Source organism: Alkalicoccus urumqiensis, assembly GCF_002993335.1.
GTDB lineage: Bacteria > Bacillota > Bacilli > Bacillales > Salisediminibacteriaceae > Alkalicoccus > Alkalicoccus urumqiensis.
The window spans coordinates 57,699-74,762 of record NZ_PVNS01000006.1; the positions used below are offsets into that span (position 1 = coordinate 57,699).

Consider the following 17,064-nt stretch of genomic DNA (forward strand, 5'->3'; position numbering starts at 1 on the left):
TTTTGTACACAGATAAAGGCGAACATGACATGTAAAAGGAGGCTTATGAATGAGTTATATACAGACGGAATACCTCCCTGTGGAAAACGCTGTGGATAAAAAGGAGAAACTCGCGCGGGCGGCGTCGCTGGTTCAGAGCGGCGAAGTCGTGGCGTTTCCGACAGAAACCGTCTATGGACTCGGTGCTGACGCGTGCTCCGACGATGCGGTAAAGAAAATTTTCGAAGCAAAAGAGCGTCCGGCAGATAACCCGCTCATCGTCCACATCGCCTCCCCGGAAGATGTGTATAAGTACACCTCTCAGGTGCCGAAAATGGCAGAAAAATTAATGAATACGTTCTGGCCCGGGCCGCTTACGATCATTCTGCCCCACAACGGCAGGTTATCCACACTCGTGACAGCGGGTCTCGATACGGTCGGCCTCCGCATGCCGGATCACCCGACTGCGCTTCGTCTTCTCCGGGCAGCCGGTACGGGTGTGGCGGCACCGAGCGCAAACCGTTCCGGCCGCCCGAGTCCGACAACGGCCCAGCACGTAGCCGAAGATCTCGATGGCCGCATCGCGGCGATTGTGGATGACGGAGCAACTGGTGTCGGTGTGGAATCCACGGTTGTGGACTGTTCCGGTGCCGTGCCGATTATTCTGCGGCCCGGAGGCGTCACAAAGGAACAGATTGAAGCTTGCTGCGGCGCGGTGCACGTGGATCCGGCACTGCATGTGGATAACGCCGCCCCGAAATCTCCCGGGATGAAATATACGCACTATGCGCCGGAAGCGCCGCTTACGCTGGTGGACGGCAGTGAATCGTTTTTTCAGGAATGCATCTCGTCCTCCCAGCGGGACGGCTTCCGCGTCGGGGTGATCATTCCGAAATCCCGTGCCGGGAGCGTGGAGGCGGACGAAGCATTCGTATTATCGAGCGACAGTATCGTGCACGCAGCCCGTGAACTGTACGGAGCGCTGCGGGCGTTCCGCCGGGAGGATGTGGACATTATTCTCATGCGTGTACTCCCCTCCGAAGAACTGGGATTTGCGGTGATGAACCGCCTGATGAAGGCGGCAGGCGGCCGTGTGTGGACGGAGCGGAAAAGCGAGTAAAGACAGGCGTGTGGAGACGTCGTTCTGCCAATAATATGATAAAATAGAAATAAGGTTGACGGTATGGTATGTCGGGTAAGTGAGAGAATAGCCTGATTGAAGGATGTGGAAATAATGAAAAATGTACTGTTTGTCTGTACTGGAAATACATGCCGCAGCCCGATGGCGGAGGCCATTTTTCTGGCCAAACGCCCGGATGACAGTTATCAAGTGCGTTCGGCCGGGGTTCATGCGACGGACGGCATACCGATGTCGGAGGGAGCGCGCCAGGCGCTGGCCCGTCATAATTTAATGGAAAGTCATCAATCGGAGGTGCTGACCGAGGAGATGCTCCGCTGGTCGGACGTGATTCTGACGATGACGGATTCACATAAACAGGCGGTTGTGGAGCAGTTCCCGGACCGTGCTGCGCAGGTGTATACATTGAAGGAGTATGTGACGGATGATGTGGAGAGCCAGGCGAAGATGGAAGAGCTGAAGGCGCATCTCGCGGAGATTGAGATGAAGAAGGCACAGTTCGTCGCCCAGAATCAGAACAAAGTGGATAAGTATAATGAAGATGAGCCGATCGGCAACCAGCAGCAGCTGGAAGAAGCGCTGTTAAAAGAGGTCGAGCCGCATCAGCGTGCGGTCGATCGTCTGGAGTGGGATCTTCCATCGATGGATATCCGCGATCCGTTCGGCGGCGATGAGTCGATTTATGAGGCGACGTATCAGGAGATCGAAGAAGCAGTTGACCAGCTGATTGCGAAGCTGGAAAGCTGGAATTACCGAAACCAGGGATAAAGGATGTGGGTTGTGTGAAAGTGGTAGTGGGGTCTGATCATGCAGGCTATGCATTAAAAGCAGAGATTGTTCCCGTGATCGAGGAGCTTGGTCACGAAGTGGTGGATGTCGGCAACCATGAAGGCGAGTCGGTGGATTACGCGGATTACGGTATCCCGGCGGCGGAAATGGTCGCAGACGGACGTGCGGACCGCGGTGTCATTGTATGCGGCACCGGCATCGGCATGTCGATTTCAGCGAATAAAGTGAAAGGCATCCGCTGCGCGCTCGTGCAGGACCTTTTCACGGCGAAAGTGACGCGCGAACACAATGACACGAACGTGCTTGCGATGGGTGAGCGTGTCGTCGGCCCGGGTATTGCCCGGGAAATTGTGAAGGTGTGGCTGGAGACAGAATTTGAAGGCGGACGTCATCAGCGCCGCGTTCAGAAGATGATGGATTACGAACAGCAGTCCTAAAAGAAAGAGGGATGCATCATGAGCCGCGAATGGAAAGATCAGCTGATGCAGGGACTTCGTGAGCTGCAGGAGCAGGCCGGACTGAAGCCGGGGCAGATGCTTGTCATCGGCACGAGTACGAGTGAAATCCGCGGGGCGCGGATCGGCAAAGCCGGAACGGTGGATACCGCGGAAATCTTGTGGGAGGCGTTTGACGCGTTCCAGAAAGAGACCGGCGTCCACCTGGCGTTTCAGTGCTGCGAGCACTTGAACCGCTCGGTGCTTGTCGAGCGCAGCACGCAGGAAACGTACCATCTCGAAGAAGTAAGCGCCGTTCCGGTGCCGGAAGCAGGCGGATCGATGGCTGCCTATGCGCACCGGCAGATGAAAGATCCGGTGCTTGTGGATGAAGTGTCGGCGCACGCCGGCATCGATATCGGCGATACGTTTATCGGTATGCATCTTCGCCGGGTCGCTGTTCCCGTCCGCACGAGTGTCACGGAAATCGGGAGTGCGCACGTCACGTATGCACGCACCCGCCCGAAGCTCGTCGGCGGTGCCAGAGCAAAATACGAATAAGAAGCGATGAGCTGTACCGGATCTTCCGGTGCAGCTTTTTTGCAATTTAAGAAAGGCTGCAATTCGAAGCTTCATCCAAGCAGGCGGGCCAGGGGATGCGGCAGTTCACCCATTGTTTCATCTATCGGTATCTCCGCTGTGCCCGTACGTCTCCGCCCACGGCTCCAATGTCTGGCGGAGCTTGGGTGAGGATCATCTCGATGAAGATAGTGCGTGTTTTCGTGGGCGCAGAAATGTCTCTTTCGGAGAAATACAGCGGTGCGGAGATCAGGGATCGCAACGGCGGTTTCCAAGATCGCCACACCGGAGAAAAAGATCGCCATCTCTCAAGAGGACACCGCCACACTGAAAGCAGAGATCGCAATGATAGGAAGAAACACCGCCACGTGCTGGACGGAGACCGCAATAAAACTGCTGGAAGCTGTCAAAAAAAGAAAGCCGGTCCCCGCGGACCGGCTTTCTTTTTTGGTGTGCGGAGGAAGAGGTGAGGCGGTCGATGGTGGCTGCGTGGCGGTCGGCATGAGCCGCGGCTGCTGCGGTCTTTTGACCAGCTTCAGGAACGCAAATGCGGCGGATTGTGGTTTTTGCAGAGTGATTTCTATAATCTGCTGAAAAAATACATAAAACGTAAATATTCTGTTTTGGATTTAATCATAAAAGGAATCAGTATCCTTGCCGATAGTATTACCTATAAATGACAATTGGACGATTTTTTTAGCTTGTACCGGCGGCCGATACGAGCGTGGGAGGGACGAAGTGAAGTTTTACGGTGTGATCCTGATCGTTATTGCTGCTGTCGGATGGGGGTTGAGCGGTGGAATCGGCGACATTTTGATGAGCCGCGGGTGGGAGCCGATGGTCATCTCCTTTTACCGCGGACTGATTGGGCTGGTGTTTTTCAGCATCTGGCTGGCCGCGCGGTACCGGCCGGAGGAGAAGCCCCCGCTCCGGTTCTATATTTGGGCGGCGGCCGCGGGACTTGGTGTGGCAGGCAACTTCAGTTTCTATTATTTCAGTATTCAGGCGTCCGGCGTTGCCGTGGCTGCGACGCTGATGTATACCGCCCCGATTTTCGTGCTGCTCGTCTCCTTTGCGCTGCACCTCGAGCGCGCCACGTGGTTTAAATGCGGCTGCATCGCCAGTGTGATGGTCGGCATCGTCCTTCTCACCGGCATTCTCTCCCCGGGCGGAGCGGATGTCAGCGGGATCGGCACCGCCGCAGGTCTAGGTGCCGGGCTCAGCTACACGCTGTTTATCTTCGGTTTTAAAAATGCCGCGCCGATCGGCCGCCCGCAGACGGCGCTGACCGTGGCGTTTGCAGTCTTCTGCCTCGTGCTCTTTTTTCTCGGCGACCGCGGACAGATGAGGGCCGTTCTCCCATCAGAAGATCTTTGGCTCTTTCTTCTTCTCGGAGTGGTGGGGGCAGGCATGTCGTTTATCTTCTATATTTACGGCATCCGGCTGACGACCCCGGCGATTGCTGCGATGACCGCGATGGTTGAACCCGTGACGGCCTCCCTGTTCGGCGTGCTGCTCGGCGACATGCTCTCCCTGTTCCAGCTCGGCGGCATGGCCGTTATCCTGCTCACGGTTGCCGCACTCAGCACCCAGCGCGAAGTACCCGCCGCGGCCGAAGCGCCGGAACCGGAGGAGCTCGCCTATGAATATGAAGCGCTGGAAGACGACGAAGCGGAGGAGCAGCCCTACTCCGGTAGATAATCTCCATCCCGGCGAACAATCGGAGGAAAACGACGCTTAAATATCCGGCTGTGCTTCCTGGATTCAACGAAAACGGAAGATTTTATGTATCAATAATCAGAAAAGACGAAATCAAAGCGCTTACAGTTGTCCGACAAGTGCAAATTCCTTTGCTTATTTCCGCTCCAGGCGTTACACTAGATGGCATGATAGTAAGGATTATAGGAGGTCTACATTCATGACGACGATGGATAAGCGAACGCTGAGTCACGTACGGGCAAAGGATGCGGATGTTTTTGCAGCAATGGATCAGGAGCTGAAGCGGCAGCAGGACAACATTGAACTGATTGCATCAGAGAACTTTGTTTCCAAGGCAGTAATGGAAGCGCAGGGTTCTGTGTTGACGAACAAATATGCAGAAGGGTATCCGGCAAAGCGCTATTACGGCGGCTGTGAGCACGTCGACACCGTGGAAAACATCGCGCGCGACCGGGCGAAAGAGCTGTTCGGCGCAGAATACGTCAACGTGCAGCCGCATTCCGGCGCGCAGGCGAACATGGCTGTTTACTTTGCATTTCTTGAGCAGGGCGACACCGTTCTCGGTATGGACCTGGCCCACGGCGGACACCTGACGCACGGCAGCCCGGTGAACTTCAGCGGGAAGCAGTACGAGTTCGTCGGCTACGGCGTCGACGAGGAAACAGGCATGCTCCAGTACGATCAGGTACGCGAGCTGGCACAGAAGCATCAGCCGAAAATGATCGTTGCCGGTGCAAGCGCCTACCCGCGCGAAATCGACTTTAAAATCTTCCGTGAGATCGCAGACGAAGTCGGTGCCTACCTTATGGTGGATATGGCCCACATCGCAGGTCTCGTCGCATCCGGCGAGCACATGAATCCGGTGCCGTATTCGGATTTTGTTACGACGACGACGCACAAAACGCTCCGCGGACCGCGCGGCGGCATGATCCTGACAAAAGAGGAGTACGGCAAAAAGATCGACAAGGCGATCTTCCCGGGACTGCAGGGCGGCCCGCTCATGCACGTGATTGCCTCCAAAGCAGTCGCGTTCGGCGAAGCGCTCCAGGACGAGTTCACCGCGTACTCCAAGCAGATCCGAGCCAACGCGCGTGCGCTTGCAGCTTCCCTCAATGAAAACGGCATTGATCTCGTTTCCGGCGGCACGGACAACCACCTGCTGCTGCTCGATCTCCGCAGCCTGAACCTGACTGGGAAAACGGCAGAAAAAGCGCTCGATGAAGTCGGCATTACAACGAACAAAAATGCGATTCCATTCGATCCGGAAAGCCCGTTCGTCACAAGCGGCATCCGTATCGGCACCGCCGCGGTCACGTCCCGCGGATTCAAGGAGGAGGACCTTAAAGAAGTTGGAAGCATCATCGCATCGGTGCTGAAGGATCCGGAATCCGAAGAGGTGCTTAAAGAAGCAGCGGAGCGGACAGCGAAGCTGACGAGCGCGCATCCAATGTACACCGACCTATAATCGTTACACGAACGGGAAAAGGGGCTTTCCGGACTGTGGTCCGGTGAGCCCCGTACGTATGCACAGGCGAATCCGCTCTTGCAGGGAAGAGAAATGCCGTGTAGAATACGTCAAGGAATAACGACTTCAGGAGCGTGATATGTGTGGGAAAAGTATACGTATTTGATCATCCGCTGATTCAGCATAAACTGAGCTATATCCGCAACAAAGACACCGGCACGAAAGAGTTCCGCGAGCTGACGAATGAGATCGCAGGTCTTATGGCATTTGAAATTACACGCGAGCTGCCGCTTGAAGACGTGAAGGTGCAGACGCCGGTCGCAGAAGCGACGTGCCAGACGATCGCCGGGAAAAAGCTCGGCATCGTACCAATTCTGCGTGCCGGCCTCGGCATGGTTGACGGCATGCTGGAACTCGTTCCGGCCGCAAAAGTCGGCCACGTCGGGCTGTACCGCGACCCAGAAACGCTGATGCCGGTTGAATACTACGTGAAGCTGCCGAAAGACACCGGCGAGCGCGATTTCATCGTCGTCGATCCGATGCTTGCCACCGGCGGCTCCGCGATCGAAGCGATCAACGTCATGAAGAAGCGCGGCGCGAAAAACATCCGCCTCATGTGCCTCGTCGCAGCTCCTGAAGGCGTCGAAGCCATGCAGGAAGCGCACCCGGATGTCGACATCTACCTGGCTGCACTCGATGAAAAGCTGAACGAAAAAGGCTATATCGTCCCGGGTCTCGGTGATGCCGGCGACCGCCTTTTCGGAACGAAATAACTGATGTATCCGCCGGCAGAGTTTTTTCTGCCGGCCTTTTTTGAAAACGACGGTTGTAACGGAAATAGAAGGTTCCCGTCCAATAAGGGGGAACGGTGTTTTTCGTTCCGCTGAAGTACATACGGGCTGAGCCTGACGGAAGACGCGGAAGGAACGTGGTGTTTTGCGGGAGTGTTGTTGCCGGCGGGATACCGGATTGGTAGAATGAGTGGCAGTGAGATTGGAGGAGATTGTGATGGCGGAGAAGAAGAAGGTTATGACGATTTTCGGGACGCGGCCGGAGGCGATTAAGATGTGTCCGCTTGTTCTGGAGCTGGAGAAGCGGGAGGATATTGAGTCGATTGTGGCGGTGACCGGGCAGCACCGGGAAATGCTGGATCAGGTGCTTGATATTTTTGGTGTGACGCCGGATGAGGATTTGAATATTATGCAGGCGCGCCAGACGTTGACGGATGTGACGACGCGTGCGCTGGAGGGGCTCGATGAGGCGATGAAGCGTCTGGAGCCGGATATGGTGCTGGTGCATGGGGATACGACGACGACGTTTGTGGCGTCGCTTGCGGCGTACTATAACCAGATTGCGGTCGGCCACGTGGAGGCGGGGCTCCGCACGTGGAATAAGTATTCGCCGTTTCCGGAGGAGATGAACCGGCAGCTGACGGGTGTGATCAGTGACCTTCATTTTGCGCCGACGAACAAGGCGGAGGAGAATCTGCTGGCGGAGGGCAAGACGAAGGAAGCGATTTTCGTGACGGGAAACACGGCGATCGATGCGCTGCAGACGACGGTGCGGGATGATTATGAGAGTGAGGTGCTGACGCGTCTCGGGGAGGACCGGCTGCTGCTTGTCACAGCACACCGCCGGGAGAACCTCGGGGAGCCGATGGAGAATATGTTCCGCGCGATCAAGCGTCTCGTGGAGGATTATGAGGATGTGCAGGTCGTGTATCCGGTGCATCTGAATCCGGTCGTCCGCGAGCTTGCGGATACGATTTTAGGAGACGATCCGCGCATTCATCTGATCGAGCCGCTCGGCGTGCGGGATTTCCATAACTTTGCGTCGCGCGCGCATATTATTCTGACGGATTCCGGCGGGGTGCAGGAAGAAGCGCCATCCCTTGGTGTACCGGTGCTCGTGCTGCGGGATACAACGGAACGTCCGGAAGGGATTGCCGCCGGCACATTGAAGCTTGCGGGAACGAAAGAGGAAGACATTTACCGCGATGCGGCGGAGCTGCTCGACGATGATGCAGCGTACAAAGCGATGTCGCGCGCGTCGAACCCATACGGCGACGGTGCCGCCTCCGCGCGTATCGTCGAAGCGATCCGCTACTTCTACGGACTGCGGGACGACCGCCCGGACGTGTTCAAAACCGAATAGAGATACGCGACCGCTTTCGGCTTAAGATGCCGGAAGCGGTTTTTCCGTTGGGATCGTGCCGCGGACGGCGGATTTTGTGCCACAAAGCAGCAGTTTCGTGCCAGGACCGGAGCCGATCGTGCCACGTAAAAAATATCGTGCCAAAATCAGGGGGCGCCGTGCCAGGATGCCGGATTTTCGTGCCAAAACGGAGCACATTCGTGCCACGAACGTAAAACCCGCAATCCACCACCGGCCGTCAGCCCGCGGCCGGCCATCCACGGGCTCCGGAGCGGGCAGAGGGCTGCGGAGCAGCGGTTATTTGTTTTTACTCGAGAAGCGGCGCGTCATTTCGCGGGCGTTTCGCGTCAAATCGGGGGAGCGCCGCGTCAAATGAAGAAGCAGCCGCGTCACTTGGAGAGCCGAGTGCGTCATCAGCACGTGCCCGCGTCAAAAACAGCTCCCCGCGCGTCATTGGCACAGCGTACTGCGTCAAACCAGAGCCGGACCGCGTCAGTGCAAAACCCGAAAAGAAACCGCCGGCCGTCAGCCCGCGGCCGGCCCTGCACCTGCTCCGGAGCAGGCAGATGGCTGCGCAGCAGCGGTTATTTGGTTTTTGTCTGAAGCAGGCCGCGTCATTCGAGCGGCGCTTCGCATCATTTCCAGTGCGGACCGCGTCAAAAGGAGGAGCTGCCGCGTCAATTGGAGCACCGATCGCGTCATTGGCTTGCACCCGCGTCAAAAACAGCTCTCTGCGCGTCATTCGAGCGGCCCATCGCGTCAAACCAGAGCCGTACCGTGTCACCTGTCTGAAACAGACCCCATCGATGAAACCGCCCTCTCCGCTCCATACTCCTTTTCCCGCGGAAACTCAACTGTTCTGCCCGGGACGAACTTCCCGTACGGATGCTGACAGCGGAAAAACCCTGACAGCACAACCGTTCGGAGCCTGTATCTTCACAAAAATTTCATATTTAATTTATCCCAAAATAAACAGACATTTTTCACAATCTTATGTATAATAGGATGCGGAACGGGAAGGGAAACTGGGTGAAAATCCTGTCCGGAGCAGTTCAGAAATATCCGCGCTGAAACAGTGTTGTTTCCGTTTTCAACTTGTTGACACACCCGGGGTCGTGTTGTACGATGACTAAGGGTATCGGTGAATGGCCCGTAGAGATAAGCAGGGAGTCATGCGGAATGGTTGGAAAGCGAAAGCGGCCGCAGGCCCGGACGGTGTTGAAAGCCTTTGCGCTGATGTCGACGATTTCTTCCTATATTATAGGAGCGGTATTGTTCGGCGTATTGCTCGGCGGGTGGCTCGACAACCGGTTCGATACGGCCGGCATCTGGACGGTGGTTCTGCTGCTGACAGGATTAGGCGCAGCAATGTACGGGATCTATGAAACCGTGCAGCGTTCGACAGGGGACAACAACAATGACGACTCGTGACATTTTCCGACGGTATAGTATTTATACCGCCGTTATTATTGTCCTTTTACTGATCACAGCCATAATAACCGGCTTCTCGACGTTTTTTCTTGGAATGGCGTTCGGCACATTATTTAGTTTACTGAACTTCGTGAGTACATATTTCCAGATAAAACGGATCAGCAGAACGCAGGAGACAGGAAAGTACAAATTCTCCATCGGCACCGCGGGCAGAATGATCATCGTGGTGGCGGCACTGTTCATTGCTCAAGCTTTTCCCCAGTATTTCGATATGACTGGTGTGATTGCCGGTCTGGCAGTTACGTACGTCATCCTTCTTATCGATCCCATTTTCCACATTAAGCATTTACAGTAACAGGGTCTTCCATGCGTGGAATCCTCTGTAGTGCATCAAAAGAGAGGTGAATTTACGATTGGATACTCAATATCTCAAGGTTGACCTGTTTGGTATCCCGTGGTTAACGGTGAACGTACCGAACTTGATCCTGATTACCGTAGCGATGGCGATTGTCTTCTTTGTCTGCTTCTTTATGGCAAGAAAGATTGAAATGTATCCGACAGGAGCACAGAACGCACTCGAGTACTTAGTGCAGTTCATCAAAAACGTCATCAGCAGTACGATGGAATGGGAACGGGGCAAAAACTTCTTCATGCTTGGAATCACGCTGATTCTCTACGTGTTTGTCGCCAACATGATGGGGGTTCCGTTTGAACTGGCAACCGCCGGAGACCACTACGTCTGGTGGAATTCACCGACATCAAACGCGGTTCTCACCTTGTCCCTTGCGCTGTTCGTCATTGTGCTCACCCACATTTACGGCATTAAGCTCAAAGGACCGAAAGAATACGGGAAGGACTGGTTCCGTCCGGTACCGTTTTTAATGCCTTTCAAATTCATTGAGGAATTTTCCAACACGCTCACGCTCGGGATGCGTCTTTATGCGAACATTTACGCAAAGGAAGTTATTCTCGTGATGCTCGTTGGACTTGGAACATCCAGCCTCTTCTGGGCGTTCGGTGCATTTGTACCGCTTGTCGTCTTTCAGGCATTCAGTGTGTTCATCGGGTCGCTGCAGGCATTTATCTTCTGCATGCTGACGATGGTGTATATGGCACACAAAGTAAGCGACGAACATTAATCACCTTTTTTTGTGAATAAGAGCTCCACTGGAGCGTATTCTTTATACATTACTAAATTTAAATCTTTGAAGGAGGATTTTCAGAATGGAACTAGGTCTTGGAATTGGTCTTGCAGCAGGTCTTGCAGCAATTGGTGGAGGTATCGGGGTAGCAATCGTTATCGCGAATACACTTCAGGGTGTTACTCGTCAGCCGGAGCTTCGTGGTCCGCTTCAGACACTGATGTTCATTGGTGTACCGCTCGTAGAGGCACTGCCGATCTTCGCGATCGTTATCGCCTTCTTATTACTCGGTAATATGTAACTATTACCAACTCTTTTTTCAATGGCGGAGAACGTATGGTATACACTCTTCGCCATTCCTTTTGTAATCAGGAAGTTTCAGCAGTTTTGTAAAAGGAGGCGAATCAGTTGTTTGATATTACAGAAATCGAATGGCTGAATGCAGTCTATCAGATAGCTGCATTCTTCGTTCTTCTCGTCCTTCTCAAGAAATACGCCTTCGGTCCGGTCATGGACATGATGGAAAAGCGTGAAAAGCACGTTGCAGATCAGATTGCAACCGCCGAGAAAAACCGGGAAGAATCGGAAAAATATCTGAAAGAACAGCGTGACGCCGTTCAGGGGGCACGTGAAGAAGCAAAAGAAATCGTTGAAAACTCAAAGAAAATGAGTGAACAGCAGGCAGCCGATATCGTGAAGAGTGCGCGTCTGGAATCGGACCGCATGAAAGAAGCTGCCAAACAGGAAATTCAGACAGAAAAAGCACAGGCTATCTCCGCGCTTCGTGAGCAAGTTTCGACACTTTCTGTCCTCGTGGCAGCCAAAGTCATTGAGAAAGAACTGGATGAACAGGAGCAGGAGCGTCTGATCCAGGAAACGCTTAGAGAAGTTGGCGACGACCTATGAGAAGGCATCCAGTAGGCTTCCGCTATGCTTCCGCACTGTTTGAGACTGCCAGGGAAAACGGCACGCTGGAAGAGACGCTTGCCGATCTCGCCACTGTCAGCCAGGTGATGGAACAGACGAACCTTCTTGACGAAGTGTTCCGCCATCCAAAGATGACCGATCAGCGGAAAAAGGGCATTCTGGAGCAGGGATTTGCCGGAAAAGTAAGCACGCCGGTGTTTAACCTGCTGCGTCTGCTCGTGGATAACAAGCGTGAAGATCTTTTCGGTGTGATCGCAGATAACTTTAAAGCGCTCACCTACGAAGCACAGGGTATTGCTGAAGCGGATGTTTACTCTGCCAAAGCGTTATCCGAAGAGGAAAAAGAAGCCATCGCCCGTGTTTTCGCTAAGCGCACCGGGAAGACAGAGCTTCTCATCCAGAGCCACGTAGACCCCGAAATCATCGGCGGACTGCGCGTACGCATTGGAGATACCGTGTACGATGGAACAATTGCTAACCAGCTGGCACGCATACATGAACGTATGATTGAAGGGAACAGCAGATAGGGGTGAACGATATGAGCATCAGAGCCGATGAAATCAGTGCGCTGCTGAAGCAGCAGATCGAAGGCTATGAGACAGAAATGGAAGTTAGTGATGTCGGTACGGTCATCCGCGTCGGTGACGGTATCGCTGTGGCTCACGGTCTGGAAAACGTTATGGCCGGGGAGCTGCTCGAATTCTCCAACGGTGTCATGGGTATGGCCCAGAACCTGGAGGAAAACAACGTCGGTATTATTATTCTCGGCCCATATGTGGACATTCGTGAGGGCGATGAAGTAAAACGTACCGGACGGATCATGGAAGTACCGGTCGGCGAGGAACTTCTCGGCCGCGTCGTGAACCCGCTCGGGCAGCCGCTCGACGGAAAAGGCGCGATTGAGACGACCAAAACCCGTCCGATCGAAAGTGCTGCACCGGGGGTTATGGACCGTAAATCGGTACATGAGCCGGTACAGACAGGAATCAAATCCATCGATGCACTTATCCCGATCGGCCGCGGTCAGCGTGAGCTGATTATCGGGGACCGTCAGACAGGTAAGACAGCGATCGCGATGGATACGATCATCAACCAGAAAGAAGAAGACATGATTTGTATCTACGTTGCCATCGGTCAGAAAGAATCGACCGTAGCAGGTGTTGTAGAAACACTCCGTCAGCATGGAGCGCTTGATTACACGATCGTTGTAACAGCGAGTGCCTCCCAGCCGGCGCCGCTTCTCTACCTCGCACCGTATGCCGGTGTATCAATGGGGGAAGAATTCATGTACAACGGCAAGCACGTGCTTGTCATTTACGATGACCTCACAAAACAGGCAGCTGCCTACCGTGAGCTCTCCCTCCTGCTCCGCCGCCCGCCGGGCCGTGAAGCATTCCCGGGGGATGTTTTCTACCTGCACTCCCGTCTTCTCGAGCGTGCAGCGAAACTGAGTGATGACAAAGGAGCCGGGTCGCTGACTGCCCTTCCGTTCATTGAAACGCAGGCAGGCGATATCGGTGCCTACATTCCGACAAACGTTATTTCCATTACAGACGGACAGATCTTCCTTCAGTCCGACCTGTTCTTCTCGGGTGTCCGTCCGGCCGTCGATGCGGGTCTTTCCGTATCACGTGTTGGTGGTTCCGCCCAGATTAAAGCGATGAAGAAAGTAGCGGGTACGCTTCGTCTGGACCTCGCGTCCTACCGTGAACTCGAAGCATTCGCCCAGTTCGGCTCCGACCTTGACGCTTCGACGAAATCGAAGCTCGACCGTGGTGCCCGGACCGTTGAAGTACTGAAGCAGGGACTGCACCAGCCGCTTGCAGTCGAGAAGCAGGTATTCATCCTGTTTGCTCTGACGCGCGGATTCCTGGATGATGTCGCCGTAGAAGATGTACAGCGCTTCGAAGCAGAACTGTTTACATTCCTTGAGCATAACAAGAAAGACCTGCTCGCCCAGATTAAGGACACCGGCGCCCTTGCAGATGAAGATGCGATGAACGGGGCTGTCGAGGAATTCAAGAAGACATTCCAGTCCAGCTGATCGAAGCGGGCGGACCGGTAAAGGTGGTGAAGCACGTTGGCATCTCTAAAAGAGATTAAAACCCGTATCGGGTCGACCAAAAAGACGAAACAGATTACGAAGGCGATGGAGATGGTTTCCGCTGCCAAGCTGAACCGCGCGCAGGGGAAAGCCGAATCCTTCCAGCCGTATACAGAAAAAATACGGGAAGTCGTAGCAAGTATCGCCCAGGGATCGGAGGGAGCCTCCCATCCTATGCTCGAGGACCGGCCGGAGATCAAGAAGACAGGCTACATCGTCATCACCTCCGACCGCGGACTCTGCGGCGCGTACAACAGCGGACTTCTCCGGGAAACGATGAATCTGATCGAACAGCGCCACTCCTCCCAGGATGAGTACGGCCTCGTAGTACTCGGGAAGGTGGGACGTGATTTCTTTAAAAAGCGGAACATGCCGATTTTTCAGGAAATCACCGGTCTCGCCGACCAGCCGGACTACAGCGATATTAAAAACATCGCGGAGACGACCGTGCAGATGTTCAATGATGAAGTATTTGATGAAGTCTATATCCATTTCAACCACTTCGTCAGCGCCATCAGCCAGAGAGTCACGGAAGAGAAGCTTCTCCCGCTGACGACCCTTGCCAAAGAGGCCGCAGCCGAAGAAGCATCCGGCCCGACCCCGAACTACCTGTATGAGCCGGATCCGGAAACCATTTTGGAACGCCTTCTCCCGCATTACGCCGAGAGCCTGATCTACGGATCCCTTCTCGACGCAAAAGCGAGTGAGTTCGGTGCCCGGATGTCCGCCATGCGTTCTGCAACCGATAATGCAGACAACCGCATCGACGAACTGACGCTCAGCTATAACCGTGCCCGCCAGGCAGCGATCACACAGGAAATCAACGAGATCGTCGGCGGAGCAGCGGCGCAGAATTAGGAAGATTTGTGAGGAGGAAAGACGATGAACAAAGGACGCGTCACACAGGTAACCGGTCCGGTCGTAGACGTTCAGTTCGACCGCGGCCAGCTTCCTGCCATTTATAACGCACTTACCATCACCACAGAAGCGGCGACTCCGGGAGCTGTCAGCATTGACCTTACCCTGGAAGTAGCGCTTCACCTTGGAGATGACACCGTCCGTACCGTTGCGATGTCTTCCACTGACGGACTTGTCCGCGGTTCGGACGTCATCGACACCGGCGCGCCGATTTCCGTACCAGTCGGCGACGTAACTCTCGGCCGTGTCTTCAGCGTACTTGGAGACAACATCGACCTGGATGAGCCGATCCCTGCCGATGCGCAGCGCGATCCAATCCACCGCGATGCACCGGCATACGACGAGCTGCAGACGGAAACAGAAATTTTGGAAACCGGCATTAAAGTCGTCGACCTGCTTGCCCCTTACGTAAAAGGTGGTAAGATCGGTCTCTTCGGCGGTGCCGGAGTAGGTAAAACAGTCCTGATCCAGGAACTGATCAACAACATCGCACAGGAGCACGGCGGTATTTCCGTATTCGCCGGCGTCGGTGAGCGTACCCGTGAAGGGAACGACCTGTACTTCGAAATGAAGGACTCCGGCGTTATCACGAAAACAGCGATGGTATTCGGCCAGATGAACGAGCCGCCGGGAGCACGTATGCGTGTTGCACTGACGGGTCTGACAATGGCAGAACACTTCCGTGACGAAAAAGGCGCAGACGTACTGCTCTTTATCGACAACATTTTCCGCTTCACCCAGGCAGGTATGGAGGTATCCGCCCTTCTCGGACGTATGCCATCCGCCGTTGGTTACCAGCCGACACTCTCCACGGAGATGGGTCAGCTGCAGGAGCGTATTACATCCACAAAGAAAGGTTCCGTTACATCGATCCAGGCAATCTACGTACCGGCCGATGACTACACCGACCCGGCACCGGCAACAACATTCGCCCACCTCGATGCGACAACGAACCTTGAGCGTAAGCTTTCCGAGATGGGTATCTACCCGGCCGTGGATCCACTTGCATCCACATCCCGTGCCCTTTCTCCGGAAATCGTCGGCGACGAGCACTACAACGTGGCCCGCGAAGTCCAGCAGACGCTTCAGAAATACAAAGAGCTTCAGGATATCATCGCCATCCTCGGTATGGACGAGCTTTCAGAGGAAGACAAGCTGACGGTAAGCCGCGCGCGCCGCATCCAGTTCTTCCTGTCCCAGAACTTCCACGTAGCGGAGCAGTTCACCGGACAGAAAGGTTCCTACGTACCGGTCCAGGAGACGATCCAGGGCTTCCGCCAGATCCTGAACGGCGACTACGACGATATTCCGGAAGATGCGTTCCGTCTCGTCGGCCGTATCGAAGAAGTCGTCGAAAAAGCCAAACAGATGGCATAAACCCACCCCGTGAAGACCTTCCCGGGAAAACAGGCTTCCGCTTAACGGACGTCGTTTTCCGGGAGGCACGTCTTCCGGATCCGTGTGGGCGCATGATTTGCGGAGCAGGACGTATCCTGCACGCAGCTGCCTGAGCAGCACAGGGAAAAACCCGAGCGGGGCCGTCTTACAGACGGCAGTTTCCGTTCGATAGGAGGGTGAACGGTGAAGACGATGCAAACCAATGTCGTCACCCCAGACGGCAGCGTTTTTGATGGCCAGGTTGAAATGGTCAGTGTCAGAACGATCGATGGGGAACTCGGTATTCTCCCGAACCACCTGCCGCTCGTCACACCACTGTCCATCGGCGCTGTTAGGCTGAAAGAAAGCGGAAATGTCCGTCTCATCGCACTGAGCGGGGGCTTCATGGAAGTCCGCTCTGATGAAGTGAACATTCTTGCTGAATCAGCTGAGCTGCCATCAGAGATCGACGTAACGCGTGCACGCGCCGCTAAAGAGCGCGCTGAGCGCCGCCTTGAGCAGGCAAAGCAGGACAATATCGATTTCCGCCGTGCCGAACTCGCCCTGAAACGGGCAGTCAACCGGCTCGATGTCGCGGAAAAATAAGAAAGCCCCGTTTGTGTCCAGCGCAGACGGGTTTTTCTTATTCAGCCGCAGAAATAATTAAGACCAGCTCACAAAAAAGTGTAACCTTTTCGGAACCGCTGTCGACTACTATGGTGACGGGCTTTTCCTGCCATAGTTCCCCAAATATTTCATTTTCGTTACAAAAAAGGGGATTAATCTTTGTTTAAATCGTGAATGTATACGAATAGGGACAATAAGCAGTGAAAACAGCCAGTTATGTGTGAATATGGGCAAATTTGGCGAAAATGATTCTTTATACCTACGATTTCTCGCGATTATGA

General features: G+C 54.6%; 20 protein-coding genes. 19 read left to right on the top strand and 1 reads right to left on the bottom strand.

Annotated features, from left to right (window positions below):
- Positions 1-58: 58 nt before the first annotated feature.
- The 9 genes from C6I21_RS07575 (at position 59) to wecB (ending at position 8,257) form a co-directional block, all read left to right on the top strand.
- On the top strand, positions 59-1,099 hold the full coding sequence (locus tag C6I21_RS07575) for an L-threonylcarbamoyladenylate synthase (RefSeq protein WP_425352486.1): 1,041 nt from the start codon (positions 59-61) through the stop codon (positions 1,097-1,099).
- Positions 1,100-1,213: 114 nt separating this feature from the next.
- Complete coding sequence (locus C6I21_RS07580) at positions 1,214-1,885, top strand: low molecular weight protein arginine phosphatase (protein ID WP_105958852.1); 672 nt, start codon at positions 1,214-1,216, stop codon at positions 1,883-1,885.
- A gap of 14 nt (positions 1,886-1,899) precedes the next feature.
- Positions 1,900-2,343 carry a ribose 5-phosphate isomerase B gene (gene rpiB / locus C6I21_RS07585; protein WP_105958853.1) on the top strand — a complete coding sequence of 148 codons (444 nt, stop codon included), beginning with the start codon at positions 1,900-1,902 and terminating at the stop codon, positions 2,341-2,343.
- A gap of 18 nt (positions 2,344-2,361) precedes the next feature.
- Positions 2,362-2,901, top strand: a complete 540-nt coding sequence (locus C6I21_RS07590) for a TIGR01440 family protein (protein ID WP_105958854.1) — start codon at positions 2,362-2,364, stop codon at positions 2,899-2,901.
- Positions 2,902-3,101: 200 nt separating this feature from the next.
- Positions 3,102-3,389, top strand: coding sequence for a hypothetical protein (locus C6I21_RS16170; RefSeq protein WP_142393231.1), 288 nt, complete (start codon positions 3,102-3,104; stop codon positions 3,387-3,389).
- A 268-nt stretch (positions 3,390-3,657) separates the two neighbouring features.
- Complete coding sequence (locus C6I21_RS07600; protein ID WP_105958856.1) at positions 3,658-4,620, top strand: DMT family transporter; 963 nt, start codon at positions 3,658-3,660, stop codon at positions 4,618-4,620.
- Between the two features lie 217 nt (positions 4,621-4,837).
- On the top strand, positions 4,838-6,103 hold the full coding sequence (locus C6I21_RS07605) for a serine hydroxymethyltransferase (protein WP_425352481.1): 1,266 nt from the start codon (positions 4,838-4,840) through the stop codon (positions 6,101-6,103).
- A 143-nt stretch (positions 6,104-6,246) separates the two neighbouring features.
- Entirely contained in the window at positions 6,247-6,876 is a 630-nt protein-coding gene (gene upp, locus C6I21_RS07610) for a uracil phosphoribosyltransferase (RefSeq protein WP_105958857.1), read from the top strand.
- Between the two features lie 235 nt (positions 6,877-7,111).
- Positions 7,112-8,257 carry a non-hydrolyzing UDP-N-acetylglucosamine 2-epimerase gene (gene wecB / locus C6I21_RS07615; protein ID WP_105958858.1) on the top strand — a complete coding sequence of 382 codons (1,146 nt, stop codon included), beginning with the start codon at positions 7,112-7,114 and terminating at the stop codon, positions 8,255-8,257.
- A 307-nt stretch (positions 8,258-8,564) separates the two neighbouring features.
- On the opposite strand, the gene C6I21_RS16175 is transcribed toward wecB, so the two are convergent.
- A complete protein-coding gene (locus tag C6I21_RS16175) occupies positions 8,565-9,020 on the bottom strand; it encodes a hypothetical protein (protein WP_181186160.1) in 456 nt (151 codons plus the stop codon).
- Between the two features lie 416 nt (positions 9,021-9,436).
- Between C6I21_RS16175 and C6I21_RS07625 the strand changes: the two genes are divergently transcribed.
- The 10 genes from C6I21_RS07625 to C6I21_RS07670 all read left to right on the top strand — a co-directional run bounded on the left by C6I21_RS07625 (position 9,437) and on the right by C6I21_RS07670 (position 16,762).
- The gene (locus C6I21_RS07625) at positions 9,437-9,688 is read left to right on the top strand and encodes an AtpZ/AtpI family protein (RefSeq protein WP_181186161.1); all 252 of its coding nucleotides are present in this window, start codon (positions 9,437-9,439) and stop codon (positions 9,686-9,688) included.
- Positions 9,675-10,043, top strand: coding sequence for an ATP synthase subunit I (locus C6I21_RS07630; protein ID WP_181186162.1), 369 nt, complete (start codon positions 9,675-9,677; stop codon positions 10,041-10,043). The genes C6I21_RS07625 and C6I21_RS07630 overlap by 14 nt, the downstream gene beginning before the upstream one ends.
- Before the next feature lie 58 nt (positions 10,044-10,101).
- Positions 10,102-10,827 (top strand): F0F1 ATP synthase subunit A, encoded by a 726-nt coding sequence (gene atpB, locus C6I21_RS07635; RefSeq protein WP_105958862.1) that lies wholly within the window; start codon positions 10,102-10,104, stop codon positions 10,825-10,827.
- A gap of 85 nt (positions 10,828-10,912) precedes the next feature.
- Positions 10,913-11,131, top strand: coding sequence for a F0F1 ATP synthase subunit C (gene atpE, locus C6I21_RS07640; RefSeq protein WP_105958863.1), 219 nt, complete (start codon positions 10,913-10,915; stop codon positions 11,129-11,131).
- 107 nt (positions 11,132-11,238) lie between these two features.
- On the top strand, positions 11,239-11,736 hold the full coding sequence (atpF, locus tag C6I21_RS07645) for a F0F1 ATP synthase subunit B (RefSeq protein WP_105958864.1): 498 nt from the start codon (positions 11,239-11,241) through the stop codon (positions 11,734-11,736).
- Positions 11,733-12,284 carry a F0F1 ATP synthase subunit delta gene (locus C6I21_RS07650; protein ID WP_105958865.1) on the top strand — a complete coding sequence of 184 codons (552 nt, stop codon included), beginning with the start codon at positions 11,733-11,735 and terminating at the stop codon, positions 12,282-12,284. The genes atpF and C6I21_RS07650 overlap by 4 nt, the downstream gene beginning before the upstream one ends.
- A gap of 11 nt (positions 12,285-12,295) precedes the next feature.
- Positions 12,296-13,801, top strand: coding sequence for a F0F1 ATP synthase subunit alpha (gene atpA, locus C6I21_RS07655; protein WP_105958866.1), 1,506 nt, complete (start codon positions 12,296-12,298; stop codon positions 13,799-13,801).
- 36 nt (positions 13,802-13,837) lie between these two features.
- Positions 13,838-14,719: an ATP synthase F1 subunit gamma gene (gene atpG, locus C6I21_RS07660; protein WP_105958867.1), complete on the top strand. Its 882-nt coding sequence runs from the start codon at positions 13,838-13,840 to the stop codon at positions 14,717-14,719.
- Positions 14,720-14,743: 24 nt separating this feature from the next.
- A complete protein-coding gene (gene atpD, locus C6I21_RS07665) occupies positions 14,744-16,156 on the top strand; it encodes a F0F1 ATP synthase subunit beta (protein WP_105958868.1) in 1,413 nt (470 codons plus the stop codon).
- Positions 16,157-16,369: 213 nt separating this feature from the next.
- A complete protein-coding gene (locus C6I21_RS07670) occupies positions 16,370-16,762 on the top strand; it encodes a F0F1 ATP synthase subunit epsilon (RefSeq protein ID WP_105958981.1) in 393 nt (130 codons plus the stop codon).
- The last annotated feature ends 302 nt before the right edge of the window (positions 16,763-17,064 follow it).